The organism is Sporosarcina ureae DSM 2281, assembly GCF_000425545.1.
GTDB classification, from domain to species: domain Bacteria; phylum Bacillota; class Bacilli; order Bacillales_A; family Planococcaceae; genus Sporosarcina; species Sporosarcina ureae.
The window spans coordinates 1-26088 of the sequence record NZ_AUDQ01000014.1 but is presented as its reverse complement, the minus strand read 5'-3'; the positions used below and the strand labels follow the sequence as shown (position 1 = coordinate 26088).

Sequence of the window (26088 nt, the reverse complement as noted above, 5' to 3'; positions counted from 1 at the left end):
CCTAAAATTAAAAAAACTCCACCCCTTGTATAAAGGGGCGAAGGTTTTATTGATCGCGGTACCACCCTAATTACCGCATGACGCGGTATCTCGAGTTGCCTTAACGCGGCAAGACGGCAGGGATTAGCCTGCAACTTCGGAATAGCGTTCGCTGTAGATCTGAGAGAGCTTTTTCAGCCAAGAAGCTCTTTTCTATGACACAGAATAAACAGGTACTTGTTCCTTCAACGTTTTTCATTATTTCTAAACGAATTATAGGAAAGTTCTTTCGCTTTGTCAATCAGTCAATTCAAGAAAGTCGAATGGTGACACGTTGTTCATGCCAACGAGCGGATCAATTCCAGTAAAATTGTCCATCGTTAACTTTGCCGGAGACGTATCTCGTGGTTCAACCGTCACTTTTGCAGGTGCTGTATTGCGCGTAATCGTTTCCTCAAGTTGTGTTGTCTGAACTTCTTGTGCTTCTCCCGTTATGCGTTCTTGTAGCGTCGTCTGTCGCTCTGTTTCGTCAGTGCGTGCAATCCCCGCTTTAAATTCTTCCGCTTCACCGCACAGTATTAAGAAGTTCTTCGCTCGTGTAATCCCTGTGTACAGTAGATTACGACGCAACATTTTCCGCTGACTTCTGACGATCGGCATGACGACAATCGGAAATTCACTACCTTGGGATTTATGGATAGAACAACAATACGCAAGTGTCAGCTGATTCAAATCGCTTCGCTCATACTGCACTTCATTGCCGTCGTATGAAACCACCATGATCGCTTTTTTGTCTGTAGTTTCTTTCGCTAACATGATCGCGACGACTTCTCCCATATCCCCGTTAAAGACATTGCTTTCCGGTTGATTGACGAGTTGTAGCACTTTATCTCCAATGCGATATATCGTTTCACCGAAGACCATTTCTTTTCTTCCCTCAGCAGGCGGATTCGTCACTTCTTGAATCATTTTATTCAAGCCATCTATGCCTGCTGGACCTTTATACATCGGTGCCAGCACTTGGATGTCTTTAATTGAATGTCCTTTTGACGTTGCATTTTGAACAATTTGTTTAACCACAGGCAAAATTTGATCACTCGATGCTTTAATAAATGAGCGATCAGACGTCTTCCTCGTGACATCCATCGTCCATTCTTTTTGCTTGATCATATGTGCCATTTCAATGATTGTGGAGCCTTCACTTTGTCGGAAAATATCGGTCAGTTCAACAACTGGGATTTTTCCCGACTGCATGAAGTCATGCAACACTTGTCCGGGTCCAACGGAAGGTAGTTGATCTTGGTCTCCAACGAATAATAACTGTGCGTCGTTGCGGACAGCTTTTAACAGCTGATGCATGAGCCAAGTATCTACCATGGATGTTTCATCAATGATAATGAGATTGCCATCCACTTCGCGTTCCGTCTCTTCTTCGGTTTCCTGACCTGTAAATCCGAGTAGACGATGAATCGTCATGGCGGGTAGTCCAGTCGATTCGGACATCCGCTTCGCTGCGCGCCCGGTAGGTGCTGCCAAAATAATCGGGAAGGGTTCTTTTTTGCGTGCATATTCTTCAAGGTCTAGTGAAATGCCATGCAGTTCTGCATACGCCTCAACTAAGCCTCTAATCACAGTTGTTTTCCCTGTTCCTGGTCCACCTGTTAGCACAAGCAATGAAGAATGAAGAGCACGTTCGATGGCCTCTACTTGCGTTTCAGCATATTGCACTTCCAAACGCTCCTCAATTTCACCGATAGCTTTTCTAATTTCAGAAGCAGGAAATTGTTCAGCGACTTCATTTTCGAGAATTTTATTCACTTTAGCGGCAATACCGATTTCCGAGAAATAAAGAGAGGGCAAGTAGAGACGCTGCATTTCGGCAGACAGTGTGCCTTCTTCGACGAGTTCAATCACTGCTTGTGTGATCGATTCGTACGAGATGATATGTGCCTGACTTGATTCAAGTAACTGTTTTGCTTGCGGCAAGATTACCTCTGACTCCACGTAGACATGCCCTGCTGACTGTACTTCATTATGTACGCTGTAATAAACAGCTGCCTTTATACGCGCGGGATGATCTCCTACGAGCCCGAGTTGCTTTGCCAGATCATCTGCACGTTGAAAGCCGATTCCTTCGATTTCCTTGATTAAACGGTATGGATTTTCCGTCAGAATCGTGATGGCGTCATCTTGATAGGCTTGATATATTCGCATAGCCACTTGCGGACCAAAGCCCCATTCATTCAGTTGCACCATTGTACGCTCAAGACCTAGATTCTCCTGCAAGACCGAAACAAGCGTATCTTTTCGTTCGTCACTCAAACGCGGAATTTGGTCCAGTACGCTGCGGTCTTCGAGAACTTTCTGGATGACGTTATTGCCGAGTGTCTTGACAATGTCAGTTGCTGTTTTCTTCCCTATTCCAGGAAACAAATCACCGGATAAGTAATGAATCAGACCCGCTTCTGTCGCAGGTAACTCTTTCGAGAACGTCTGCACATCGAACTGCTGTCCATGTACCGGATGGTTGACTAGTCGACCCGTAAATTTGTAATCTTCTTCCGCAACTAAAGGAGGGAATGACCCTTTGATCACTATTTCACTGTCGCGGTAATCGGTATTGGTGGAAGTGACTTTTAGCTTGACTATGGAAAATAGATTCGTCGTATTATGAAAAATCGTCACGACCGGTCTGCCGATTATATATGGTGCTGTTTCACTCATCGCTAGGGCTCCCTCCTTTTTTAGCTGATGTATTACTCGCCTTGTTCACCAAGCTTGATCATATCGAATAAATAACGTGCCTGTGTATGGTCAGGTTCTGCAGTGAATGCTTGTTCTAAGTGTGACAGTGCACTTGCTTTGTCTTCCGTTGATACTGCATATAAAACCCCCAAATTATAATGGCTATCCGCATGATCCGGAGCTACCGCCAAGATCGATTCAAATACAGGCTTCGCCTCTTTAAATAGCTCGAGCTTCGCTAGTAAAATTCCATAGGACAATGCAATTTCTTGATCGTCAGAATTTATTTCAACGGCACGCTGCAAATATGGCAATGCTAAACGGTCATTACCTGCTTGTTCCATACTTTTACCGAGCATGAAATATGCATCGGCAGAGTCCAATCCTGTATGGATCGCTTTTTCATATAACTTCGCTGCTTCTTCAAAGCGTTCTTGATTGTAATACAGATTTGCCAGTCCGTAAAAAGCGGTTCCTGCATTTTCGTCAAGCGTCAACGCTTTTTGGAAAAATGGTTCCGCCTGCTCCGCATCTCCAAGTGACGCAAAAATATTTCCAATATTAATATACCCTGTAGGCTCTTCCGGGTTTTCTTCTACTGCTTTCATGAAAAGCTCAATTGCTTTTTCATAATTGCCTTCTTGCATTTCTTTAATCGCATCTTGATGAATCGACATGCTGTTGCCTCCTTATCCTACGTATGTCAGTTTCTTGCCGTCTTTAAATACTTCATTGATTGTTCCGCCACCTAGGCACTCATCACCGTCATACAGCACGACAGCTTGTCCTGGCGTAACTGCACGAACAGGTTCATCAAACGTCACAATTGCTTCGTCACCAGATAACTGCACAGTTACTTTAGTATCGGGCTGACGATAACGGAATTTAGCTGTACACGTAAACGTCTCCGGTAATTCTTTCGGTGAACAAATATTCATATCCGTTGCTTGTAAACTCGTTGAGAACAGTGTGTCATGATAGAAGCCTTGTTCAACTAGTAACACATTGCGCTCTAAGTCTTTACCGACCGCAAACCAAGGTTCTCCTGCTCCACCAATCCCTAGACCATGACGTTGCCCAATTGTGTGGTACATGAGTCCGTCATGCTTGCCCATCTTCACTCCGGCCATCGTCTGCATCTCGCCTGGACGCGCAGGTAAGTACTCCCCAAGGAATTCTTTGAAATTGCGCTCACCGATGAAACAGATCCCTGTTGAATCTTTTTTCTTCGCTGTTGCCAGTCCCGCTTGTTCCGCGACTTCTCGAACTTCGCTTTTCTCCATATGACCTAGAGGGAACATCACTTGCTGAAGTTGTTCTTGTGTCAATTGATTCAAGAAATACGTTTGATCTTTATTATTGTCTACACCACGGAGCATCGCTACACCATTTTCACGCTCTACGACTTGCGCATAATGTCCGGTCGCCAAATAATCGGCACCTAGACTTTTGGCGTGCTCGAGAAATGCTTTGAATTTGATTTCTTTATTACACATTACATCTGGATTCGGTGTGCGACCTTTTTTGTATTCATCCAAGAAATACGTGAATACTTTATCCCAATATTGTTTTTCAAAATTAACTGAGTAATAAGGGATGCCGATCTGATCACATACGCTGCGTACGTCTTCAAAATCTTCTGTCGCAGTACAATGTCCGGATTCGTCCGTGTCATCCCAGTTTTTCATAAAGATTCCAATCACTTCATAGCCTTGCTGTTTTAAGAGTAATGCCGCAACCGAAGAGTCCACTCCGCCTGACATTCCAATGACTACACGTGTATCAGCAGGTGCTTTTTTTGTTGTCATATTGTTCATCCTTTACTTAATTCATTTCACTAGTCGTTTGACTACATTCGCAATTCGATTAGCTGCTTCTTCTATAATAGATTCATCCAAGTCATAGCCGAAACTGATACGGATCGAGTTTCTAGCTTTATCTGATTCTGTACCAAACATGGCCGTTACGACATGTGACGGTTCAAATGATCCTGCCGTACAAGCAGAACCACTAGATACGGCTACCCCTTCTAAATCTAAACTCATCAAAAATGTCTCCACATCGGTGCCGGGAAACGATACATGATAAATATGCGGTAAAGATGCTACTGTATCGGGAATGGTAGGCAGGAAATCGATTTGATGTTTTTCAAAGACTTCCACCATTTTTTGTTTATACGTAGAATAGGCTGTTTTCTTTTCTTGTTTGGATTGCTCGGCAATAGAGACCGCTTCTGCAAACGCAACTATTGCTGGCACATTTTCAGTACCTGCACGTCGCTGTTTCTCTTGTGAACCTCCGAGTACTTGGCTCGACAGTAACTTGCCATTTCGCTGATAAAGGAAGCCAATTCCTTTAGGACCATTCAGTTTATGCGCCGAAACTGACAGTAAATCGACTTGCAGTTCTTCAACGTCAAGTGAACAACTACCGTAAGCTTGCACAGCGTCTGTGTGGAAGGCGCACGGATGTGTAGAGAGCAACCGACCGATTTCTGCAATCGGTTGGATGGTTCCTACTTCATTATTGCCGTACATGATGGATACTAAAATAGTTTCATCCGTTAACGCAGCTTGAACTTGTTCTGCTGTAATGACCCCATGCTTGTTAGGGGAAAGATATGTCACTTTATAGCCTTGTGACTCCAGTTGTTTACACGGGTTTAACACCGCATGATGTTCGATTTTCGTTGTAATAATGTGTTTTCCTTCTGTTTTCAACGACTGTACGTACCCAAAAATCGCCAAATTATCCGCTTCTGTCCCTCCAGAAGTAACAATGATTTCATTGGGTGACGCATTGATTGAGGATGCTAGCGTTTTGCGGGCATCTTCCAGCACTTTTTTTGCGTGGCGACCAAATTGATGCGTACTTGAAGGATTACCATATGTATCTTGCAGCGCAGTGGTGAATCGCTCCAGTACAGCTGGATTCATCGGTGTCGTAGCGGCATAATCTAAATATATAGCTGGTTTCATCACTAAACTCCTTTAAATATAGAACATGTATTCATCAGCAGTGGACGTATCTTCAAATTCAATTAAATCTTTGATCGTCGTATGATCTAATACCCCTCGGATGGCGTCTCCGATTCGTTTCCATAGTTCGCGTTGCGGGATATCATCGTCATCAAGTCCTTCGACTAATTGGATCGGCCCTTCAAGCAAACGGATTACGTCTCCTGCCATAATTTCAGAAGGATCTTTTGCGAGTTTATAGCCACCGTAGGCCCCGCGAACACTCTTCACCATTCCGCTGTTGCGTAGAGGTGGGATGAGTTGTTCCAGATATGCTTCAGAGAGGTTTTGCTCTTCTGCGATTTTACGCAAAGGTACAGGACCCTCTCCATATTTTCGTCCTAATTCTACTATTACTGTCAGTCCGTATCGTCCTTTAGTGGATATTTTCATTGGGCATCGTCCTTTACTAAAATTGCTGAAATCAGTATAGCATAATTGTATCACTGGTTCTTGCAAATGACTTCACTAATGTTTTACGGTATAATGAAGGAACAAACGTACGCTAGGAGGATGTACATGCATAATGAACCTTTGGCCTTTCGCATGCGGCCCGAGACGATTGATGAAGTGATCGGACAAGAGCACGTCATCGGCAATAATACTCCCTTATATCGGATGATCAAGAACGGGCATGTCCCGTCTCTTTTATTATATGGTGAACCAGGAATCGGAAAAACGTCTCTAGCATACGCAATTGCGGGTACATCAAAACTACCTTTCATTGCGCTAAATGCTACTGTGGCAGGCAAGAAAGATGTAGAAGATGTAGTAAAGGAAGCACGGATGACAGGTAAAGTGTTGCTATTTTTAGATGAAATCCATCGTTTCAATAAATTGCAACAGGATACGCTGCTTCCTCACGTAGAAAGCGGTTCGATCGTTTTGATCGGCGCGACAACGGAAAATCCATTCCACGACGTCAATCCCGCTATTCGTTCACGTTGTGGGGAAATTGTCCAATTGAAACGATTGCAACCAAAAGATTTACTGGAATTACTCGAGCGCACGTTGAAAGACGAGAAAAAAGGACTTGGTAAGGAAACGATCGAAATCACTACTGAGCAACTGGAGAAAATTTCAGAAGGCGTCAATGGGGATGCGCGAAAAGCTTTAACGTTCCTCGAATCATTACTTGCTGCAAGTGATGAAGAGGACGGCAAGATTATTGTTGAAGATGCATTGCTCACTCAATTATTAACTAGGATTAGTTTACTAGGTGATAAAAAGGGCTCGCATCATTTTAATCTATTATCCGCTTTACAAAAAAGTGTCCGCGGAAGTGATGTCGATGCGGCGCTTTATTATTTGGCCCAATTACTCGAAATTGGGGATTTAACTGCAGTTACAAGACGCATGCTCGTCATGAGTTATGAAGATATTGGACTGGCAGCGCCAGATGTCGGAAGCCGTGTTCTCGCAGCCACGGATGCCGCACAGCGTCTCGGTATGCCAGAGGCACGTATTCCACTTGCCACGGCTATTATCGAGATGTGTCTGGCTTCCAAATCAAACTCCGCTTATAAAGCGATCGATGCGGCCACCAAAACATTGCATGAAAAGCCAACTGGCGAAATCCCGATGCATTTACGTGACACACACTACAGCGGATCCGCTGCCCTCGGTCATGGGGGCTACGTCTACCCACACGCAACACCCGTTGGCACATTCGGCGGTTGGACAGACCAACAATACTTGCCTGACAGCCTAGTACACTCTAAGTTCTACACCCCTGTAGAAGCAGGTGAAGAAACAAGAATGGCTGCCATTCACCAACGGCTTCAATCATTCAAAGGGAAAAAGAATCCACGTTAGAAATGTAGCTAGATATCCAAAAAAACCCACGCCAACCTGTAGTAGGTCAGCGTGGATTTTTTCCTATTACTCGAACATCTCCGCATCTTTCGGTGTGGAAATCGCATCGATATCATTAAAATAACTATACTTTGCATCGAGCTTCTGTTTATAACGGATATAATCCCGTCCAAAATAACTCGTAACATTTGCTGACATCTTCATGCCCGTCACAAACATCGTCTTCTCATTTACCGTCAGCTCTACATCTAGCTTCTCCACTACTGGAAATCCACCATGCGTATGAACAAATTTTTCTGGTTGTGGGCTATTCACTGAAACCACTTCCATCAATTGACGATAATCAGCAGGTGATAAAGAAAACTGTATGGCATAGCCGTAATCAATCTTTTCTATTTCTGCATCATGCACGAAAGGTTCTAACAGCGACAAGTCCATAACAGGAGAGACGAACGGCACCCACACGTCAAGTAATTCCGCGCGTTGCTCTTCTGTCAGCTTTTGCCATTCGCTCTTTTCTTCTTCGAATGTCTCTTGCATAGCCAATTGGTTACCTTGGCGTAATAGCTGAATATTTTTCGCGCCTTGTTTTGGAATTTTCCAGACGACCTCCTCTGAAACCTTCAGTGGATTCTGTTCAATATCCGCCTGAACTTGTACATTTTTACTTGTACGTTTTGCAGGATCGGATGTGACGCTACTTTCGTCGTACGCGATATTGGCATGGACAGATTCCAATTCATTCATCGCTTGTTCCGCTTTCTTCAATAAATCTTCCGCACTCGACGGGGCAGAAGACGTTTTTCCGCATCCTGTCACTGTAAATAGCAGTACTGCCAGGAATAGAACGATCAAACTTTTGTTCATCAGGAAACTCCCCTTCAATCAAAACTATTAACAGTGTACTTCACAGCAACGCAGTTGTCACGAACCATTCCACCTGATTTATGAGGGAAATTAGTCTACCGGCACGACCCAGTTATATGGATCTTCCACTTTACCTGTTTGGATGCCTGTGATTGTCTCATATAACTTCAATGACAGCTCACCGATTTCATTATGATTGATCTCGCATTTCTCGCCATCATAGAATAGTTCACCTATTGGAGAAATAACAGCGGCCGTACCTGTGCCGAATGCTTCTTCCAATGTACCTGCCCGGTTAGCTTCCATAATTTCATCGATGGAAACTTTACGTTCAGTAATTGGAATATCCCAATCTATTAATAATTCGATCACCGACTTACGGGTGATGCCTTCCAAAATACTACCATTGAGGCTTGGGGTAATAATTTCTCCATTGATTTTGAAGAATACATTCATCGCTCCCACTTCTTCGATATAGCGATGTTCTTTTGCATCCAGCCATAGAACTTGCGAATACCCTTCCGCTTCCGCCACTTCTTGAGCTTTCATTGCGCCTGCATAGTTACCGGCTGTTTTCGCAGAGCCTGTACCACCTACTGCGGCACGGACATACTGTGATTCAACTGCAATTTTAACAGGATTGACTCCTTCTTTATAATACGGACCTACCGGAGACAAAATGATCATGAGTCGGTACGTTTTAGAAGGGGCGACACCTAAATAAGGCTGTGTCGCGAAAATGAATGGACGAACGTAAAGGGAAGTCCCCTCTCTATCCGGAATCCAGTCTTTATCTAGAGAAATCAATTCTTTTAGCGCACTTAATACGAATTTTTCATCGAACATCGGCATGCATAATCTATCATTTGAACGATTTAAACGTTTCATGTTTTCCTCTGGTCGGAATAAAACAACTTCCTTGTCTTCATTTAAATAAGCTTTTAATCCTTCGAAAACAGTTTGTCCATAATGTAACACGATAGCGGCTGGATCCAGAAGAAACGGCTTGTACGGCTCAATACGAGGATCATGCCATCCAGTTCCATCTGTATAATCCATCACAAACATGTGATCAGTAAAAATTGTCCCGAAAGCGAGTGGATCATCCGCTGCCGGCTTGTCTTTTGGTGCGGAAGTTTCATAGTGTAAAATATGTTTTTCAGTTGACATAAGTAAACCCTCCTGCATATTATCTGATTTGTCCGGTTCCTCGAATCACAAATTTTGAAGAAGTCAGTGCTTCTAATCCCATCGGACCTCTTGCGTGAAGCTTTTGTGTACTAATACCAATTTCTGCACCATACCCGAATTCGAAACCATCCGTAAAGCGAGTGGAGGCATTCACGTAAACAGCCGCCGCATCTACGCTATTCAAAAATTGCTCAGCATGTGCGTCCGTCTGTGTAATAATGCTCTCCGAATGCTTCGTACTGTATGTAGCAATATGCTCTAGTGCTTGCTGTACATTTTCCACGCTCTTTACGCGTAATGTCAAGTCCAAGTATTCACTTGACCAATCATTTTGTTCAACAGCTGCGATATTCGAATCAAATGCCTGTAGCGTATCGTCACCTTGTAATTGAACATCTTGTTCTTGTAAAGCTTTGATCAAATTCTTCCCATGTTGCGCTAACCAGTTGGAATCAATCAAAACTGTTTCGATGGCATTACAAACTGATGGACGTTGTGTTTTGGCATTCACAACTATATCAATTGCCATCTTCTCGTCAGCAGATTCATCGATAAATATATGGCAATTCCCTGCACCCGTTTCAATGACGGGTACTGTAGATTCACGGATCACAGTCTGAATTAGCTTCGCACCGCCACGTGGAATTAAGACATCTAAATAGTCATTAAGTGTGAACAATTCTTTCGCTGTTTCTCGACTTGTGTCTTCTATTAATTGAACAGAATCCACTGGCAATGAACTTTTTTCAAGCCCTCGTTGAATGACACGCCATAGGGCCAAATTGGAAAATTTAGCAGAAGAACTTCCGCGCAACACGACCGCATTGCCTGTTTTCAATGCTAAAGACGCCGCGTCAATCGTAACATTTGGACGTGCTTCATAAATCATAGCGATGACACCGATTGGCACGCGCTTCTTGACAATATGTAATCCATTTTCCTTGTGAATTTCTTCCAGTGTTTCTCCAATTGGATCGTGTAAATCAATGAGTAGACGAACACCTTCCGCCATGGCTTCGATTCTTTCGGGCGTTAATAAAATACGGTCTAGAACCGCCGAATCGATGCCTTTTTCACGACCTTCTTCAATATCTTTTTTATTTTCAATGAGCAATTGATCTTGTTCTTCTATTAATTGCTCTGCAATCAATTGCAATGCGTGGTTTTTCTCTTCAGTTGTCGCCACGTTCAATACAATACTCGCTTCTTTTGCGGCCTTTCCTTTATCTCTAATCTCACTCATAATCCATTCTCCCCTTTGATTATACTTGTACCCAGCGGTCACGGTGAATGACTTCTAGCATGGGTTTGAATTCTTCCAGTTTATCCTTATTAGAAATCGTTTGTTTTAATTGCTCAGACGAATAAGTAACTTCACCTTTACCGATCAATCCATCTAAACCGAACACTTCCACTACTTCCCCAATCCCAAATTCACCCTGGACTTTAAAGACGCCGGCTGGTAATAAACTGCGTCCATTATGTACAATCGCTTCTTCAGCGCCTTTATCGACGTATAGACGTCCAGTCGATTCGGAATGAAGTGCAATCCATTGGCGGTTCGTATTGATCGTATTGGCAGCAGGACTGGAAATATACGTGCCGTCTCCATAACCTTTTAAAATATCTAGCAATTTTGATGGACCGCGTCCTGTTCCGATGAAGACCGGAACGGCTAACGTGTGAGCGGTTCTTGCAGCTAGTAACTTCGAACGCATACCGCCAGTACCGACTTTCGAACCGATATCATCAGCGCCACCAAGCAGTTCATCTGAAATTTCATCCAACTTCGTCAATCGTACAGCGTCTGGATCTGTTCGTGGATTACTTGTGTAGATGCCGTTGACATCGGTTAATATAATCAACTGATCAGCGTGCAGAAAGCCACTGACTAATGCGGATAGCATATCATTATCACCAAAAGTTAACTCGTCAATGGATACCGTATCGTTTTCATTAATAATCGGCATGATACCACGGTCAAGCAATTCGGACATTGCCGCAAAAGCGTTGCGGTATCGATCACGGTCGGCAAAGTCATGACGCGTCAATAAGATCTGTGCCGGTATGACTTTATGTGCGCTGAATCTTTCGATATAGGATTGTATCAACAAGCTCTGACCTACTGCCGCTGCGGCTTGTTTACCTTTAATCGTCTGTGGACGGGAGGAATAGCCGAGACGCGCAAAGCCTGCCGCCACCGCTCCTGACGAGACGACAATGACTTCATGCCCAACGTTTTTTAACATCGCCAAGGCATCGACATGATCATTGAATTTTACCTGATCGATTTCTCCATTATCATTCGTTAACGAGCTGCTACCAATTTTCACAACGATTCGTTGTCTTTTCATATGAATTCTCCTGCCATTTCTACATAACATCTACTTTTATACAATAAAAAAGCCCAATCGTCCCGATACAATCAGGACGAAAGGACGTAACTTCCGCGGTGCCACCATCATTGGATTCATCTTCACGAATCCCACTTTCCTTTTAACGCCAAGGTGCGCGCCTGTGTTTACACAGGACTCAAAAGGCAGGTTCGACAAGGCATTGCGACGGAAACTTCCAGCCGATGGTTTCCGCTCTCTAACACATGCTATTTTATCTACTGGTCCTTCTTCAACGTTCCATATCATTTCCCCAATCATACAATATTCAGAGTAATTGTCAAGCACTGCTGCGTCACTTTCGTTGTAGCATCCGGTCTAACGCATCGATCGCATCTGCAGAAGTAACTGCATCCACTTGTATAATGTTTTGCTCCGTGCCTTCCATAATACTTTCAAGACTCCATAGTAAATGTGGTAAATCGATACGGTTCATTGTCAAACAAGGACACATTAAAGGATTTAATGAAATGATATCTAAGTCAGGGTGATTTTCTATCAAACGATTAACTAAATTCATTTCTGTGCCAATCGCCCATTTTGTACCAGGTGCGGCTGCTTCAATTTGATCAATAATATACTTTGTTGAACCGTCATCATCAGACTTCATCACAACTTCATGTGAGCATTCGGGATGAACGATAATTCGACGCTCGGGATCATTTTCACGTAACTGACGTATATTTTCCACCGTGAAATTTTCATGAACGGAGCAATGTCCTTTCCATAAAATCACTTGACACTCTTCGCTTTCTCCATCGTATTCAAGACTATCGTGAATAGGATTCCATACCGCCATATGATCGAGAGGCACACCGAGTCCATACGCTGTGTTACGCCCCAAATGCTGATCCGGTAAGAATAAAATTCGTTTCTTCTGTGTGAACGCCCATTGAACGATTTCTTTGGCGTTTGACGAAGTGACTGTCGCGCCCCCATTGCGTCCGACGAATGCCTTAATTGCTGCCGTCGAATTCACGTAAGTCAATGGAAGAATTGTATCTCCAAAACGTTCTTGCAAGTCTTTCCACGCTCGTTCCGTCTGGTAGATATCTGCCATATCTGCCATCGAACAACCGGCACGCATGTCAGGTAAATAGACTTGTTGTTTTTCCGTTGTTAAGATATCTGCCGTTTCTGCCATGAAGTGCACACCACAAAACACGATATGTTCGGCTTGTTCATTCGCTGCGCAGATTTGCGCTAATTGCAATGAATCTCCTGTAGCATCCGCAAATTGAATCACTTCATTCTTCTGGTAGTGATGGCCTGGAATAAATAATTTGTCACCTAGTGTTTGTTTAATCGCCCGAATTTTATCCTCCATTTCACTAACCGTATAGTGTTTGTACCTTTCGGGCAACATTGCATTTGCTTGCTCTTTTACAAGATCCAACATCGACATATTCTTCAGTCCTCCTGCGTAGTGAGTTGTATAGTCGCACTAATATCAGCGGCAATTACCGAATGCGTTAGAGCGCCGACCGATATGTAATCAATTCCTGTCTTGCCGTAAGAAACGATCGTATCTTCTGTAATCATGCCTGAAGCTTCGGTTATGATATGCGGAGGTTCGAGCGGTAACCAGTCCATAATTTGTTCCGGCGTCCGGTTATCGAACATAATAATATCCACGTTTGCTTCAACAGCTTCTTGCAGTTGCGCTAGCGATTCGATTTCTACTTCTATTTTTACCGTATGACCTAATCGTGATCTTACGAGTTGCACGGCATTCGTTATAGAACCCGCATATGCCAAGTGATTATCTTTTAGCATCACTGCGTCGTATAAGCCGTTACGATGATTAAATCCGCCACCCGCTCGAACTGCATATTTATCTAGCATACGAAGTCCAGGGGCCGTCTTGCGTGTATCACAAACTCTTGTCTTTGTTGCGGATAAGCGTGCGGTTAACTCAGCAGTTTTCGTCGCAATCGCACTCATGCGCTGGATACAATTTAGTACTACTCGTTCTGCAGACAATAGACTTCTGACAGGACCTTTCGCAATAGCAAGTACTTGTTTGTCTGTTATTCTTTCCCCATCTTCTACGAGACACGTGACTTCTATAGATGGATTCATCACGTGAAAACCTGTCGTGATGACATCTTCCCCGCAAAACACTCCTGAAAATTTAGAAATAATTTGCATTTCACCTTTCGCATGAGCAGGAAATAATGAATTAGCCGATAGATCACCATCTCCTACATCTTCTATGAAAAACTGTTCAAGCATTGAGACCAATTTGATTCTATTCATCTGCGTTCCTACGACCTTTCTTTCAACCTAGTGTCTTTGCATCTATCTTTACATATATACAGTTATATGACAAGATGAATATATTATTTATTGCAGGAGGTCATTCATTTGCATTACTTTGATTACGCTGCCACGACGCCTCTTCGTGAAGAAGCCGCCTCAGTTTATGTGTCGGTCTCACAACAACATTTTGGCAACACAACGAGTCTACATGATACTGGAGGGGCTGCACAAAATGTATTGGCCCATAGCAGACAACAACTATCTGTCCTTCTTGGCGTGCGTTCTGAAGGGGTATACTTCACTTCAGGCGGTACGGAAAGTAACACACTCGCACTAGTATCTTTGGCTGAATCTGCAAAGAACAAAGGACAACATATTATTCTTTCTGCTGCCGAACACCCTTCCCTCCATTCAGCTGCAGCGTACCTTGAAGGACAAGGCTTCCACACTACGTTGATTCCTTTTACTACGAAAGGCATCATCGATTTACAAGCACTTGAAGAGGCCATTACAGAACAAACGACTGTCGTATCGGTGCAGCACTGCAATCCGGAAATTGGTACGATTCAACCAATTCGATCCATATCGGAATTAGTAAAACCGAAAGGAATTTATTTGCATAGTGACTGTGTACAATCATTCGGTAAATTATCTGTGCGTGACATCGCTCCTTATATAGACAGCTTGTCGGTATCCAGCCATAAAGTGCACGGTCCAAAAGGCGTCGGGGCAGTTTATCTAGATCCACGTATTCGCGCAGTTCCATTATTTCCAGGGGCTACACAAGAGAAAGGATTCAGAGGTGGAACGGTGAACGTACCAGGAATTGCTGCATTCGTGACGGCAGCTGAAATGGCAAATACGAATGAAGCAAAGTATCTCGCATTACGCTCTCTGTTCATGAATATACTTTCTACACATCAAGATTTGTTCACTTTCTATACTAGTCCCCGGCCATCTGAACAACTTCCGCAAATTATCGGACTATGCGCCAAACACTCAGAAGGACAGCTCATTATGTTAGAATTAAATAGAAGAGGATTTGCGGTGTCGACAGGCAGTGCTTGTCAAGTCGGTCAGCAACAGTCATCTATGACGATGAGCGCGATGAATATACCCGCCCACTTGGCGAAAGGATTTGTTCGGATTTCATTTGGCGAGACATCGACTAGTGAAAACGTCACCCAATTAGCAAAAGCGTTGCTCGAAGTGGCGGTATTAGCACATACTGCACAAACCCCGATAGATATTTTATAGATAGCAGGTGAGAGTTTTGCGTAAAAAAGCAAAAGTGGCAGGAGAACAGCGCCGTGATTTAATTCTCCAGACATTGAAAGAAGCAAATCATCCCGTAACGGGTGCAGTACTAGGTGATTTGACAAAAGTCAGCAGACAAGTAATCGTCAGTGATATTAATTTATTGAAGGCAAAAAATGAACCTATCATGGCGACAAATCAAGGATACTTATATACACAGTCAACTAAAAAAGTAAAAGACGTGGAAAAAATTATTGTCTGCAAACATACACCTAATCAAACGGAAGAAGAGTTGCATATTTTAGTCGACCACGGCGTAACCGTGAGAGATGTCCGTGTAGAACATCCTGTGTATGGCGATGTGCGTGCATCCATCATGGTATCGAATCGGCAAGAAGTGAAGATATTCATTGAACAGATTCAACAGGCACAAGCTCCTTATCTATTGAATTTGGACGAGAGTGGCATTCATTTACACGCTATTTCCGCTCCACGAGCAGAACAACTACATGATGCAGAAGAAGCATTAAAAAAAGCGGGATTCCTAATTGAATAGGAATTCCGCTTTTCTATGGAAATAACCATATACCGAATAAAGGCCCCGCAAGTGCGCCGATAATGGCTGATAATGTCATGGCGACCGAGCTCATGGAAGCCGTTTGTTCTCCGTATTCTAGCGCTTTAGAAGTTCCGATTGCATGCGCACCGACCCCGAGACCAATGCCTTGACCAATCGCTGTATCAATTTTGAACCAGCGATTGATCCAAGGTCCCATAAGGATTCCAGCGAGTCCGGCGATTATGACCAATACCGTCGCTAACGAAGGAATACCACCGAGTTCTTCTGCTATTTGCATTGCGATTGGCGACGTAATGGATTTCGGTAAAATACTCGCTAAAAGTTCAGTTGAAAACCCAACGAATCTTGCTGCTAGGACACCTGTCAACATCCCGACAATTCCTCCTACAACGACTCCACCGAAGATCGGCAACAAATTTTTCTTGATGAGATCCCTCTGCTTATATAGCGGGATACAAAGTGAAACAATGGCAGGGCCAAGCAATGCATCGATCCACTTGCCTCCTACCATATACGTTTCATATGACGCATTGAATAACAATAATACGATTATAACTACGATAGTCGTTGTCAGAATAGGGACTAGAAAAGGGGAACGTAACCTGACGTAGACGGCGTTCATCACAAAATAAAGAATAACTGTTAACAATATCATTGTCAGGGCAAGTACTACTGTATTCATGAAAGCGTCCCCTCCTCTTTCACATGACGCTTGGCAATAGATTGACTGACAAGACTTGCGACGACCATTGTGATCAATGTACTGCCGATTGTGATCAAGATTAGTAGACTTCCTTTGCCGGCAAAAACATGGCCATAATCCATCACACCAACCGTAGCCGGAATTAGATAAAGCGGCAAAGTCGATAGGAATACATACGCGCCTTTTTCCACCCAGCGAAGTGGAATGATTTGGATCGATAACAGTCCCCATAATACGAGCAAACCGATAATGCTTCCTGGCAATGGAATGGATAGTTTCGCCCGTAAAAACTCTCCTGCTAGAAATAGTATGTATAAAAATCCTACTTGCAATAGTGTGATGATAATTTTCACTCTAACACTTCCTTACCTAATTCTTATATGTCGATAAAAAGGAATACTTCTTCATTATAGGGAATAGTCAGATAAAAACCAATACTTTCCTTGTTATTACTGAATGGTAATCAGAATATTCTTCCTAGCGTTGACACTTTTATCCTACTCATGTATAGTGTAAGAAGCCGTATTGGGCAAGTTGTCAATAATAGGCTTGTACGTTACGCGTGGAGATGGATTTCTAATTGCCGAGGAGGAATTATTATGCACCAAGGTAAAGTGAAGTGGTTCAGCAGTGACAAAGGATATGGATTTATCGAAGCGGATGACGGGGAAGACATTTTTGTACATTTTACCGGAATTACTACCGATGGATTCAAGACACTGGCTGAAGGTCAAACAGTTTCTTTTGAAGTAATTGAAGGAAATCGTGGTCCACAGGCGGCTAACGTATTGACTCTTGAGGATGAAGTGTAACCTCATCTCGGCGCAAACAGCTGAGTTTCTAACATAAACAAAGCATCCACGCAGTTGCGGGATGCTTTTTTCATTATTTATTTGGAGGCCGTACTGATCTTGTTGATTTCTCTTCCAAGGAATTGCAGCTGGTCTCCTACAGTACAGTCGGAAATACAAAATTGGTGAGCGCCTGTTTTGCCTCGTTCGTTTGTTAGTTGTTTTTTGACGTAACAACCTTCACAATATATATCAAGCAATTGATTAATTTCTTTCATAACAACTACTTTATCCATTAGAAAAGAACTCCCACCTTTCTTCCTTCTATTGTAAGTTGGCTGACGGGATGTTGCAAGTGTTTCTAAGTTATTTACAATTGATTGCCAGATTGGAGCGGAAAATTTCATGTTAGAAGTGTACATAGATGGTGCTAGCGCAGGTAATCCTGGGTTGAGCGGAATTGGTGTGTATATTAAAGGAGAAGGTCAGGATGTGCGGATTAGTGAACCGATTGAGCCAACGAACAATCACCACGCGGAGTTTCAAGCGCTAGTAAGAGGTCTTGAGGAGGCGTCTAAACTGACAACCGGTATGGTGTCTGTAAGGTCGGATTCGACGGTGGTCGTGCAATCGATGGAAAAGGAATTTGTGAAGAATGAGCAGTATGCACCTCATTTGAAAGAGGCATTGAGTCTCGCAGCAACATTTGATTTTTTCTTTATAAAGTGGATTGCGGACAGTACAAACAAGACGGCAGATACGCTTGCCCGGCAGGCGATATTGATGCAGAAGAAGCAAAAGGAATGAAGTGAGTGAAATATTTAGTTGTCTATTATAACCGTCATTAAAAGAGTGTACTGCTACTGCGTTATTTTTATTCGGAAAGCTCGTGCTTCATGACGACCTTTCTTGCAAGGCTTAAGTGGTTGCGACCCGTCGCTGCAGCCGGACGTGTATCTTACGGGCGGAGAACACCGTCCTTCTTTTAGATCAACTACGTGAGTGCGTCAAACACTATTCAGTAAACACCTCACGAGTGCGTTATGGTGTATGCCAAAATAAATACACGACTACGAAGAACAATAAGTAGATGACTAAGGTTATTGGGAAAGCGTAAAGTGATACTCTCCCGAATTTGTCTTTTCTGCTGAACAAGGATAAAACGAATGAGAATACAAGAAGGATAAATCCAAGTGGCATTGTAATGAATAGTCTACCCGAAAAAATAAAAAGGCTTAGAAAAGTCAGTCCTATAAGTAGACTAATAAAAGAAATCATTCCTAATCTCCGTGTACTTTGCAAGAGTATGACCTCCTAATTATCGACAAGACGATAGCCCGTTACATGTTTTTTATTCCACATATCAACCTCATTAAAAACGGCATTTCGTGAACTAATTTTACATAGCCCTGCTGTTTTGGCAATATATATATTTCATTGCCGATGTTTTAATTAAGTTCAATAAACGGTCTTTACACTTTCGATATCCATTACTTTCCACTCTAGTCGACTGATTCATTTCCCGAAAGTTTCGGCTTCTTGCCATTTTCCATATCGGTAATACATAAAGGCCGCGATACTACTACTAACAAAACTGACGCCCATCCCGAGTGCAATTCCTTTCTCACCCATTATGCCTGACAATATATACGTAATTGGAAAACGAAGAATCCAAAAAGAAATGATGTTTAGCACAAGCACTTGGAACATGGCTCCCGCTGCACGGACAGCCCCATTTAAAACAAAATTAATGCCTAGAAAAGGATAAAATAATGCAATTGCCTTTAAATAGTTTATACCAAAATCAGCAGCTTCCGGTTCTGTTATGAACAGCTTAATCCCATAATCTGCAAATAGGATGATTAGAATTGCGATTGCAAACATGACTATCAAATTATATATAAACCCGTACAACGTAATTTTGTGAACCCGGTCCCATTTGCCTGCCCCGATATTTTGACCCGCCATACTATTGACCGCAGTTCCGAGTGCTTGGGCCGGCAGCATAATTAAACTATCCAATCTTTGTGCCGCCCCGTATCCCGCGACAACTGCTGGCCCGAATGATGCGACTACACTCATAATTGCCATCACACCAGCCGAAATGACGCTCATCTGTAAACCCGCAGGAATTCCCAACTTCAATATATCGAGTACTTCTCGGCGCGCTGGAATATGTGGTTTTGAAAATGGTACCAAGCTTTTACGCACTGAATAAATAGCGCCAGCGGCAAATGCGATTCCCTGTGATAATATCGTTGCATAAGCAGCGCCTTGAACTCCCCATCCAAAGACGTAAATAAATAAAGGATCAAGTACTGTGTTTAAAATAACTGCGGCTAACACAAAATAAAGCGGTGTCTTCGAGTCGCCTACCGACCTGAACACGGTACCAATAAAATTATAGCCGAATAAGAAAAGGATCCCGATGAAATTAATTCGCAAATACGAAACGCCCATCGCCAACATCTCTTCGGGAGTTCCAAGTAAAAGCAAGAGTGGTTCCACAAATATAAATCCTGCAATACCGAGCACGATTGACATGCCGGAAATCAGAACGACAAATGCATTCAAATAACGCCGAAGTCCTGACTCGCTACCTCTGCCTTTTTGTTGGGATAAAATCGTTAGTGCGGCATTGTTCAAGCCGATGACGAATGACAAAACCGTAAAGATAATCGTCCCGGAAATAGCCACAGCACCAAGTGCATCCGCACCAATTAAATTCCCAACCCACAAGCTATCGATCAATTGATAGGATGCTTGTAGTAAATTTGTTATCATAATGGGTCCTGAAAAAAGCATGAGTTGTTTTATTATATTTCCTTCTGTGAAATCCTGCTGCCTTACCATCCTTTTCCTCCCCGCATTTAATAAAAACTTACCACTTGTTCTTTTTAAAATTTCAGCGATCTATTTCGGAAAAGCTGTTTAATGTCTTATGTAAAAATTATGCCTGGTTATATACTTCTTACAACAACTCCAACGTTAATGTCTTTCTAGTTTGCATAGCTATAACATCTATTACATTTTATCCTGAACTATCCATTGCCATGTCCGAAGATTTCTTTCAAAAGGCACTACAAATAGGTTGATTAATAGTAAACTTCTACTATGAAATATGGGCACTAATCTGTGTGAAAGATCAGTGCCCGTTATATTATTCAACGTATTGAATCGTTTCCAAGAATACTTCTCTTAGTGACTTTAAATCGGTGACAGACTGAATCATAGCATGCAGATACTTTTCACTCTCGAGCGTTTCATACGACCACTCAATTCCTCTACTCATTGCGTAAGCATGTAGAAAAATCCGGATAGTTCTCCCATTCCCCTCACGAAAAGGATGCAACATATTTAATTCTGCTTTAAAGTAAGCTAAACGATCCGCAGCTTCATTCAGTGAATTCCAAAGAGGTTCCTCATTTAACCCCATAAACAAGTCACTTGCATAGCTATTCAAGAATTGAACTTGACAGAAACGAGTAGCACCTTTCATGAGTTGAACATCTCTAAAGTCTCCTGCAAACGGGTAGATATCTTGAAATAGATAATGATGCAACTCTTGAAACTTTTTCAAGGTAAATGATTCGAATATGAAATCGTTTTGTTCTAGTGCCATCGCACGAAGAGAAAACGCCAATGCCTCTGCTCTTTCGAGTTCTTTATGAGAATGAATCTCCAATAAATTGTGTTTTATTAGGTAATCATCATTTTCTTCATCATTATATTTTCCCATGCCGCAATATATCCTTAATTAAAGTAGGGGTAATTGAAGTCTTTGTATTTATGAGTTCTAAGACTTTTTCCTGCATATCAGAAGAAATATTTAAATTTTCGAGATGAAGATTATGCATCACTCGTTTAAATTCTTTTGAATCAAGATCTAATGCCTTCATATAAACAACCCCCTTATCAGTATAACCTTACCTTATATTATACAGTTCTAATTGGGTAATTACTAATTAGACGTATGACCAAATCCTTCTTACGGGATCGTATCCGATTGCTGGTTGAACAACCCATTATCTAGAAAATATTATCAATCTTCAGTAAGTTCCAAACTTCCTTTATTTGTTTCCCATCGAAAATAACTTTTCGAAGTAAATCCTCGCTGTCTTCTCTTATAATTTCACTTGCAGAATCATAAAACTTCCAAAACATAAATCTACCTGTTCCAACACCAATATAGTAATTTTCATTTCTATAAATAAAATGAATCTCTCTTCCTATTCAAGATACCGTTGTCCTGAATATGTCTATATAAGGTTTCAATTCTAATCTAAGGAAGAAAAACATCCATATATTGTTTTTTTGAAACTACTCCCCAAGCGACTGATACTCTGCTGCAAGACCTTTTTGAACGCCTGGTCGTTTCGCAATGCGATGAGACCATTCCAAGAGATGAGTATATTCATCCATGTTTAAAAATTCATAAGAGCCTTCATACAATTTCCCCAAAGCTAAACGTCCGTACCAAGACCAGATCGCAATATCTGCAATAGTATAAGTGTCGCCAGCAATATAAGAACGCTGAGCTAATATTTTATCTAGTAAGTCTACTTGACGTTTCGTTTCCATAGTAAAACGATCAATTGGGTATTTCATAGGCTCTGGCGCATAAGCAAAAAAGTGACCAAACCCTCCACCAACATAAGGGCCCGACCCAATTTGCCAGAATAGCCAATTAAGGGTTTCTGTTCGTCCATGAATATCTGTCGGGATCAGTTGATTAAATTTCTCAGCCAAGTAAAGCAAAATCGATCCTGATTCAAAAATTTCCACGCGTGGACTTTGACTTTGATCGACTAAGGCTGGGATCTTAGAATTAGGATTGATCTTGACGAAATCCGAACCAAATTGTTCCTCAGCTCCAATATTGATTTCATACAAATCATAATCTGCACCATCGACATCCAACTCTTTTAATTCTTCCAGCATAATCGTCACTTTAATTCCGTTCGGTGTTCCGAGTGAATAGAGTTGGAACGGTGCCTCTCCGATTGGTAGTTTTTGTTCAAAACGTTCACCAGCTGTCGGACGATTCCCCCATCTATTTGAATTCTCTTCTTCCCACTTCCACACGTTTGATAATTCATATTTTGTCATTTGAACACTCCTCCTACTATCTATTTATTAACTCCATCATACTAACAGTCTGAAATTATTCCCATAGTTTGCTAACTATTTATATTACAGCATATCGTTATTAATCTTAAACTAAACTGTCCTCTAAAAAAGGTAACTGGGTAAACTTCCTCAACAATCTTAATGAAAAGTTGACTATTTTCTAACTATGGAATTGCCAATGATGTAAAATATTGTAGTAACGATAGCGCTAATAGTGGTATAACTTCTATAAACTGCCGGACTCGTATGTTCAACTAAAGCGACTTCTCCCCATTCAAGCCATAAACGCCAACCCATTCCAAAGCCGTTGAAAATGAAGCTAATCGTAAAAACAAACCATATTCTATCTATAAATAAGCCTACAAATATGTTTGCCACAATGAAATATATCGGTAATGTCAAAACCACAAAAAACAAACTAAACCCTCTCAGTCCTGGAATTACAAAAGTACATGATTTTCCTACTTGGTTATAGAACTGTTCTCCTAAAAAGGGCTTACCTCCAATCTCTTCATTTCGTTTTATTGTAGTGAACACTATGTTTGCAGACTATTTAACAAACGTACCGATTGAAGAGTTTATTCACCTGAAGATAATTCTTTAGAAAGTCCGTTGTCTTCACCATAATCAAACTGGCCGATTCCCCCCTTTTCCTTAGTAGAGAACAGAACCAATCCCGATACATCCGCTGTCTTTTCTTTCTCACCATCTTTTAAATAGCCGACAGTTGCAGTGAAGGTATATCTGTTGGAATCCTTTTCAGTTTGTTTAACGACAGTGTCTTTCAAATTTAATTCGTAACCAGAAAATTCTGCCGCAGTCGGATAAATTAGCCCTGACGTTTGAAAAAATGGGACTAGATAGTCTTCTGTAAAATAATCTCCGTATACTTCTGTGACATACTTATCGAACTCTTCATTGACTTCCTTACCATCTACGACCTTTGTGTACTCAGGATTTTGAAGCAAATCCATAATCTTTTCGTCAGGACCGTTGAACTGAAGCATTAGGACTTTTTCGACAATACTTACATTTGGATCCCCTGCCTCGGTATTTGAACAGGCAGCGAACAGTACCCCAGTAAGTAGCAACATAAAACTAACTAATGACACTTTGAACACTTTGACATTTTTATTTGATATGACATTTCCCTCCATTTGTTTTATTTTCGCAATTCGTTTCTATAATGATTCAATTATCATTACAATTCATCTTCTTTTACTCATCAATTTGGCCCGTTTGAAGGTCAAACCTAATTCATTAATTGCGCCCGGTTGCAGTTTATTATATTTAAGTGGATTTATTTCTTTTTGAATTAAATATGATACTGGCTATACCTACACCAGTAACAGGAAGAATAATTAATAAAGTGCTTAATAAATGGGCTTGTATGTAATTATTGAAGAGCAGAAAGCTTAAAAATGCTACTACAAAATAAACTGGTATAAATTTTTTTGACCACAAAACAGAATTTCCCACTCTGATCATTCCCTTCTTTGCCCCTTTAACGGTACAATCCTTATTACAGAATCGCCCCTGTTAACGGATAACGGGAGCAATAATTAACATTATTATAGAGCTTGAAATTAGAATGGTGCTCATTCTTCTTGATAGTTTTACATTTTCTTCGCCTTTGTAAAATCCAGAGAACTGCAGCTTGTTTCTATACAAAACAAAAAGAATAATTAGAATGGATACCCCTACTAGCCAAGCGCCATTAGTATCATCTACGTTTATTCCAAAACCTGTATAGATTAATTTCACAAGGGCACTTAATAGACCTCCAATAATTAATAATATAAATGCGATACGAATCATTTCCAAGCCTGCTCCCAATGTTTGTTTCATTTTTCACCTCTTAAAATAAATAATTCCTTTTAAGTATCATAATTCTTAAAATGGTACTTTAGCGGCACAATCTTTATTTCAGAATTGCCCCCGTTTTTGGAATAGCATTTCCTTGTGATAATGAGAAATGGCATGCGAAAATAGTTATCTTTTATACTTATTGCTCCCAGGTAATGCTTTAATATTATTCCAAGCTTCAATTGCATCTTCTCTGTTTTTATTCTTATTGTTTGGATCTGCAAAATAATCCCTTGTAAATTGATTGTATTCAAATTGTGAACCTAGTTGTCTTTTATATAATGAGTCTTTTTTTCTTTCTTCTTCCTCGTACCATGCATCAACCACATCCCGATATGTTTTCCCTACATTTCCCTTAAGATAATTTTGAATATGTGTAGAGAAATGAAATTTCGGAATTACTGATTTAAAAAAAGCTCTAACTACCTGACTACAACGATGGTTTTCTGAAATAACCGTATCTAAACGTAACTCTTCCAGTTTTGATTCTTGCGAGGAAGAAATTCTCTTCCTTATTGGCTTTTGTATTTCCCCTGTTTCAAGAAATATAGCAATTCTGTCTGTAATCTCAACTTTAGATCCAGATGCACTCATTCCATGTTCTCTGCAAAAAGTTTGTAATTCCTCTTTCAACCAATAAAAGTCTCGAAACGCATCTGCTTTTAATTCTTTTTCTAATTTAGGTCTCACTTTATAACTTACTCCTAATTCATATTCTATTTTGTAAACTGGCCCTTTAACGGCACAATCCTTAATACAAAATCGCACCCATTAACCTAATAAGAACCCTTGAACTGTAACGAACAAAGCTAATAGAGACGCTGCCAAACATAGCCAACCAAAACCTTTTCGTTTTTCTTTAAATTCCCGAATACTCATCACTAAAAACACTAGACCTAAGCACAACATCATATAACTTTGGAATTGAAAATCTTTTGTAATAAGTCCATATGCTGCAAAAGCAATGCCTAATGCAGTAAATATAAAATGTAGAATCTTAGCAACAGATCGCCCCTTCTAATTCACCAAATTGGTCAGATCGCTATACAATCCTAATTCTTTTAACGCACCCGATTGAAGAGGTTACGAACTTGGCTGATATGATTGTAAAAGAGATAAAAACTTCTCTTTTCTGTATGTATATACAATTGGAATGGAAGTATTTGTAAACGTTAAACTAGATTCAACAGCTTTCAACAAATAAGAATCAACAGTTTTCCACAAAAAAATCTACTTTCTATATACTGAAGCTAGTCTATAGAAAGAGAGGTATAGGAAGTGGAAAAGTGGATGGTTTACAATGAAATACATAGATTGCGTAAAGAAGGATTCTCTAACAGTGCAATCTCCAGAAAGCTCAAAATTTCTAGAAATAGGGTGATTGATTATGGGAAAATGAAACCAGATGAATTCTTCAAATTCACATTGTCTTTACAGACTAGAAGTAAGAAGTTAGATCCCTATCGAGATCAAATACTTGAATGGTTAAAGG

General features: G+C 41.3%; 28 protein-coding genes and 1 other annotated feature. Of the genes, 5 read left to right on the top strand and 23 right to left on the bottom strand.

All coding sequences use genetic code 11. The annotated features are described in order from the left end of the window. Positions 1 to 30: 30 nt before the first annotated feature. Positions 31 to 237, bottom strand: a binding site (T-box leader). A 39-nt stretch (positions 238 to 276) separates the two neighbouring features. Genes recD2 through cymR form a run of 5 tightly spaced genes read right to left on the bottom strand, consistent with a single transcriptional unit; the run spans position 277 to position 6134 of the window. Continuing rightward, a complete protein-coding gene (gene recD2, locus H605_RS0113100; RefSeq protein ID WP_029054644.1) occupies positions 277 to 2703 on the bottom strand; it encodes an SF1B family DNA helicase RecD2 in 2427 nt (808 codons plus the stop codon). Positions 2704 to 2735: 32 nt separating this feature from the next. After that, positions 2736 to 3401, bottom strand: a complete 666-nt coding sequence (locus H605_RS0113095) for a tetratricopeptide repeat protein (RefSeq protein WP_029054643.1) — start codon at positions 3399 to 3401, stop codon at positions 2736 to 2738. A 12-nt stretch (positions 3402 to 3413) separates the two neighbouring features. Continuing rightward, positions 3414 to 4532 (bottom strand): tRNA 2-thiouridine(34) synthase MnmA, encoded by a 1119-nt coding sequence (gene mnmA, locus H605_RS0113090; protein WP_029054642.1) that lies wholly within the window; start codon positions 4530 to 4532, stop codon positions 3414 to 3416. A 21-nt stretch (positions 4533 to 4553) separates the two neighbouring features. After that, entirely contained in the window at positions 4554 to 5702 is a 1149-nt protein-coding gene (locus H605_RS0113085) for a cysteine desulfurase family protein (RefSeq protein WP_029054641.1), read from the bottom strand. Positions 5703 to 5714: 12 nt separating this feature from the next. After that, positions 5715 to 6134: a cysteine metabolism transcriptional regulator CymR gene (gene cymR / locus H605_RS0113080; protein WP_029054640.1), complete on the bottom strand. Its 420-nt coding sequence runs from the start codon at positions 6132 to 6134 to the stop codon at positions 5715 to 5717. Between the two features lie 126 nt (positions 6135 to 6260). Here cymR and H605_RS0113075 point away from each other — a divergent pair, with 126 nt between their 5' ends. Then, positions 6261 to 7556: a replication-associated recombination protein A gene (locus H605_RS0113075; protein ID WP_029054639.1), complete on the top strand. Its 1296-nt coding sequence runs from the start codon at positions 6261 to 6263 to the stop codon at positions 7554 to 7556. A gap of 66 nt (positions 7557 to 7622) precedes the next feature. Here H605_RS0113075 and H605_RS0113070 read toward each other — a convergent pair whose 3' ends face one another. The 7 genes from H605_RS0113070 to nadC all read right to left on the bottom strand — a co-directional run bounded on the left by H605_RS0113070 (position 7623) and on the right by nadC (position 14266). Continuing rightward, the gene (locus tag H605_RS0113070) at positions 7623 to 8423 is read right to left on the bottom strand and encodes a DUF6612 family protein (protein WP_029054638.1); all 801 of its coding nucleotides are present in this window, start codon (positions 8421 to 8423) and stop codon (positions 7623 to 7625) included. A 90-nt stretch (positions 8424 to 8513) separates the two neighbouring features. Continuing rightward, entirely contained in the window at positions 8514 to 9593 is a 1080-nt protein-coding gene (locus H605_RS0113065; RefSeq protein ID WP_029054637.1) for a branched-chain amino acid aminotransferase, read from the bottom strand. A gap of 19 nt (positions 9594 to 9612) precedes the next feature. Next, positions 9613 to 10857, bottom strand: a complete 1245-nt coding sequence (locus H605_RS0113060; RefSeq protein ID WP_029054636.1) for a glutamate-5-semialdehyde dehydrogenase — start codon at positions 10855 to 10857, stop codon at positions 9613 to 9615. Positions 10858 to 10876: 19 nt separating this feature from the next. Beyond that, positions 10877 to 11968 (bottom strand): glutamate 5-kinase, encoded by a 1092-nt coding sequence (proB, locus tag H605_RS0113055; RefSeq protein WP_029054635.1) that lies wholly within the window; start codon positions 11966 to 11968, stop codon positions 10877 to 10879. 36 nt (positions 11969 to 12004) lie between these two features. After that, on the bottom strand, positions 12005 to 12256 hold the full coding sequence (locus H605_RS0113050; RefSeq protein ID WP_143560733.1) for a hypothetical protein: 252 nt from the start codon (positions 12254 to 12256) through the stop codon (positions 12005 to 12007). Positions 12257 to 12302: 46 nt separating this feature from the next. After that, positions 12303 to 13412 (bottom strand): quinolinate synthase NadA, encoded by a 1110-nt coding sequence (gene nadA, locus H605_RS0113045; RefSeq protein WP_029054633.1) that lies wholly within the window; start codon positions 13410 to 13412, stop codon positions 12303 to 12305. A 5-nt stretch (positions 13413 to 13417) separates the two neighbouring features. Next, positions 13418 to 14266, bottom strand: coding sequence for a carboxylating nicotinate-nucleotide diphosphorylase (nadC, locus tag H605_RS0113040; RefSeq protein WP_029054632.1), 849 nt, complete (start codon positions 14264 to 14266; stop codon positions 13418 to 13420). A gap of 108 nt (positions 14267 to 14374) precedes the next feature. Between nadC and H605_RS0113035 the strand changes: the two genes are divergently transcribed. Both H605_RS0113035 and H605_RS0113030 read left to right on the top strand, forming a co-directional pair. Continuing rightward, positions 14375 to 15526, top strand: coding sequence for an IscS subfamily cysteine desulfurase (locus H605_RS0113035; RefSeq protein ID WP_029054631.1), 1152 nt, complete (start codon positions 14375 to 14377; stop codon positions 15524 to 15526). A gap of 16 nt (positions 15527 to 15542) precedes the next feature. Further along, on the top strand, positions 15543 to 16082 hold the full coding sequence (locus tag H605_RS0113030; RefSeq protein ID WP_029054630.1) for a transcription repressor NadR: 540 nt from the start codon (positions 15543 to 15545) through the stop codon (positions 16080 to 16082). Between the two features lie 13 nt (positions 16083 to 16095). On the opposite strand, the gene H605_RS0113025 is transcribed toward H605_RS0113030, so the two are convergent. Both H605_RS0113025 and H605_RS0113020 read right to left on the bottom strand, forming a co-directional pair. After that, positions 16096 to 16788, bottom strand: coding sequence for an LrgB family protein (locus H605_RS0113025; RefSeq protein WP_029054629.1), 693 nt, complete (start codon positions 16786 to 16788; stop codon positions 16096 to 16098). Further along, positions 16785 to 17162: a CidA/LrgA family protein gene (locus tag H605_RS0113020; RefSeq protein WP_029054628.1), complete on the bottom strand. Its 378-nt coding sequence runs from the start codon at positions 17160 to 17162 to the stop codon at positions 16785 to 16787. Before H605_RS0113020 ends, H605_RS0113025 begins: the two co-directional genes overlap by 4 nt. Positions 17163 to 17408: 246 nt before the next feature. On the opposite strand from H605_RS0113020, the gene H605_RS0113015 reads away from it, so the two are divergent. After that, positions 17409 to 17621, top strand: coding sequence for a cold-shock protein (locus H605_RS0113015; RefSeq protein WP_029054627.1), 213 nt, complete (start codon positions 17409 to 17411; stop codon positions 17619 to 17621). A gap of 77 nt (positions 17622 to 17698) precedes the next feature. Here H605_RS0113015 and H605_RS0113010 read toward each other — a convergent pair whose 3' ends face one another. Continuing rightward, the gene (locus H605_RS0113010) at positions 17699 to 17896 is read right to left on the bottom strand and encodes a zinc-finger domain-containing protein (protein WP_029054626.1); all 198 of its coding nucleotides are present in this window, start codon (positions 17894 to 17896) and stop codon (positions 17699 to 17701) included. A gap of 109 nt (positions 17897 to 18005) precedes the next feature. Here H605_RS0113010 and H605_RS0113005 point away from each other — a divergent pair, with 109 nt between their 5' ends. Further along, positions 18006 to 18407: a reverse transcriptase-like protein gene (locus H605_RS0113005; protein WP_029054625.1), complete on the top strand. Its 402-nt coding sequence runs from the start codon at positions 18006 to 18008 to the stop codon at positions 18405 to 18407. Between the two features lie 708 nt (positions 18408 to 19115). On the opposite strand, the gene H605_RS0113000 is transcribed toward H605_RS0113005, so the two are convergent. From H605_RS0113000 to H605_RS19475, 8 genes are all read right to left on the bottom strand, one after another. Further along, positions 19116 to 20453 (bottom strand): MATE family efflux transporter, encoded by a 1338-nt coding sequence (locus H605_RS0113000; protein ID WP_029054624.1) that lies wholly within the window; start codon positions 20451 to 20453, stop codon positions 19116 to 19118. A gap of 307 nt (positions 20454 to 20760) precedes the next feature. Further along, complete coding sequence (locus H605_RS17900; RefSeq protein ID WP_051210587.1) at positions 20761 to 21339, bottom strand: Fic/DOC family protein; 579 nt, start codon at positions 21337 to 21339, stop codon at positions 20761 to 20763. Further along, on the bottom strand, positions 21326 to 21499 hold the full coding sequence (locus tag H605_RS0112990) for a hypothetical protein (RefSeq protein WP_051210586.1): 174 nt from the start codon (positions 21497 to 21499) through the stop codon (positions 21326 to 21328). The genes H605_RS17900 and H605_RS0112990 overlap by 14 nt, the downstream gene beginning before the upstream one ends. 421 nt (positions 21500 to 21920) lie before the next feature. After that, the gene (gene yghU, locus H605_RS0112980) at positions 21921 to 22709 is read right to left on the bottom strand and encodes a glutathione-dependent disulfide-bond oxidoreductase (RefSeq protein ID WP_029054622.1); all 789 of its coding nucleotides are present in this window, start codon (positions 22707 to 22709) and stop codon (positions 21921 to 21923) included. Positions 22710 to 23308: 599 nt separating this feature from the next. Then, positions 23309 to 23824: a hypothetical protein gene (locus tag H605_RS0112970; RefSeq protein ID WP_155979532.1), complete on the bottom strand. Its 516-nt coding sequence runs from the start codon at positions 23822 to 23824 to the stop codon at positions 23309 to 23311. Between the two features lie 445 nt (positions 23825 to 24269). Next, positions 24270 to 24578, bottom strand: a complete 309-nt coding sequence (locus H605_RS0112965) for a hypothetical protein (RefSeq protein WP_029054620.1) — start codon at positions 24576 to 24578, stop codon at positions 24270 to 24272. A 144-nt stretch (positions 24579 to 24722) separates the two neighbouring features. After that, complete coding sequence (locus H605_RS0112960) at positions 24723 to 25286, bottom strand: DUF6434 domain-containing protein (protein ID WP_029054619.1); 564 nt, start codon at positions 25284 to 25286, stop codon at positions 24723 to 24725. An 81-nt stretch (positions 25287 to 25367) separates the two neighbouring features. Further along, a complete protein-coding gene (locus tag H605_RS19475; RefSeq protein WP_257788272.1) occupies positions 25368 to 25505 on the bottom strand; it encodes a DUF3953 domain-containing protein in 138 nt (45 codons plus the stop codon). Between the last annotated feature and the right edge of the window lie 583 nt (positions 25506 to 26088).

Bases quoted from the DNA above. Each gene is read 5' to 3' on its own strand.
- recD2 (WP_029054644.1), bottom strand. From the start codon at position 2,703: ATGAGTGAAACAGCACCATATATAATCGGCAGACCGGTCGTGACGATT.
- H605_RS0113095 (WP_029054643.1), bottom strand. From the start codon at position 3,401: ATGTCGATTCATCAAGATGCGATTAAAGAAATGCAAGAAGGCAATTAT.
- mnmA (WP_029054642.1), bottom strand. From the start codon at position 4,532: ATGACAACAAAAAAAGCACCTGCTGATACACGTGTAGTCATTGGAATG.
- H605_RS0113085 (WP_029054641.1), bottom strand. From the start codon at position 5,702: ATGAAACCAGCTATATATTTAGATTATGCCGCTACGACACCGATGAAT.
- cymR (WP_029054640.1), bottom strand. From the start codon at position 6,134: ATGAAAATATCCACTAAAGGACGATACGGACTGACAGTAATAGTAGAA.
- H605_RS0113075 (WP_029054639.1), top strand. From the start codon at position 6,261: ATGCATAATGAACCTTTGGCCTTTCGCATGCGGCCCGAGACGATTGAT.
- H605_RS0113070 (WP_029054638.1), bottom strand. From the start codon at position 8,423: ATGAACAAAAGTTTGATCGTTCTATTCCTGGCAGTACTGCTATTTACA.
- H605_RS0113065 (WP_029054637.1), bottom strand. From the start codon at position 9,593: ATGTCAACTGAAAAACATATTTTACACTATGAAACTTCCGCACCAAAA.
- H605_RS0113060 (WP_029054636.1), bottom strand. From the start codon at position 10,857: ATGAGTGAGATTAGAGATAAAGGAAAGGCCGCAAAAGAAGCGAGTATT.
- proB (WP_029054635.1), bottom strand. From the start codon at position 11,968: ATGAAAAGACAACGAATCGTTGTGAAAATTGGTAGCAGCTCGTTAACG.
- H605_RS0113050 (WP_143560733.1), bottom strand. From the start codon at position 12,256: ATGATATGGAACGTTGAAGAAGGACCAGTAGATAAAATAGCATGTGTT.
- nadA (WP_029054633.1), bottom strand. From the start codon at position 13,412: ATGTCGATGTTGGATCTTGTAAAAGAGCAAGCAAATGCAATGTTGCCC.
- nadC (WP_029054632.1), bottom strand. From the start codon at position 14,266: ATGAATAGAATCAAATTGGTCTCAATGCTTGAACAGTTTTTCATAGAA.
- H605_RS0113025 (WP_029054629.1), bottom strand. From the start codon at position 16,788: ATGAATACAGTAGTACTTGCCCTGACAATGATATTGTTAACAGTTATT.
- H605_RS0113015 (WP_029054627.1), top strand. From the start codon at position 17,409: ATGCACCAAGGTAAAGTGAAGTGGTTCAGCAGTGACAAAGGATATGGA.
- H605_RS0113010 (WP_029054626.1), bottom strand. From the start codon at position 17,896: ATGGATAAAGTAGTTGTTATGAAAGAAATTAATCAATTGCTTGATATA.
- H605_RS0113005 (WP_029054625.1), top strand. From the start codon at position 18,006: ATGTTAGAAGTGTACATAGATGGTGCTAGCGCAGGTAATCCTGGGTTG.
- H605_RS0113000 (WP_029054624.1), bottom strand. From the start codon at position 20,453: ATGGTAAGGCAGCAGGATTTCACAGAAGGAAATATAATAAAACAACTC.
- H605_RS17900 (WP_051210587.1), bottom strand. From the start codon at position 21,339: ATGGGAAAATATAATGATGAAGAAAATGATGATTACCTAATAAAACAC.
- H605_RS0112990 (WP_051210586.1), bottom strand. From the start codon at position 21,499: ATGAAGGCATTAGATCTTGATTCAAAAGAATTTAAACGAGTGATGCAT.
- yghU (WP_029054622.1), bottom strand. From the start codon at position 22,709: ATGACAAAATATGAATTATCAAACGTGTGGAAGTGGGAAGAAGAGAAT.
- H605_RS0112970 (WP_155979532.1), bottom strand. From the start codon at position 23,824: ATGTTGCTACTTACTGGGGTACTGTTCGCTGCCTGTTCAAATACCGAG.
- H605_RS0112965 (WP_029054620.1), bottom strand. From the start codon at position 24,578: ATGAAACAAACATTGGGAGCAGGCTTGGAAATGATTCGTATCGCATTT.
- H605_RS19475 (WP_257788272.1), bottom strand. From the start codon at position 25,505: ATGTTGTGCTTAGGTCTAGTGTTTTTAGTGATGAGTATTCGGGAATTT.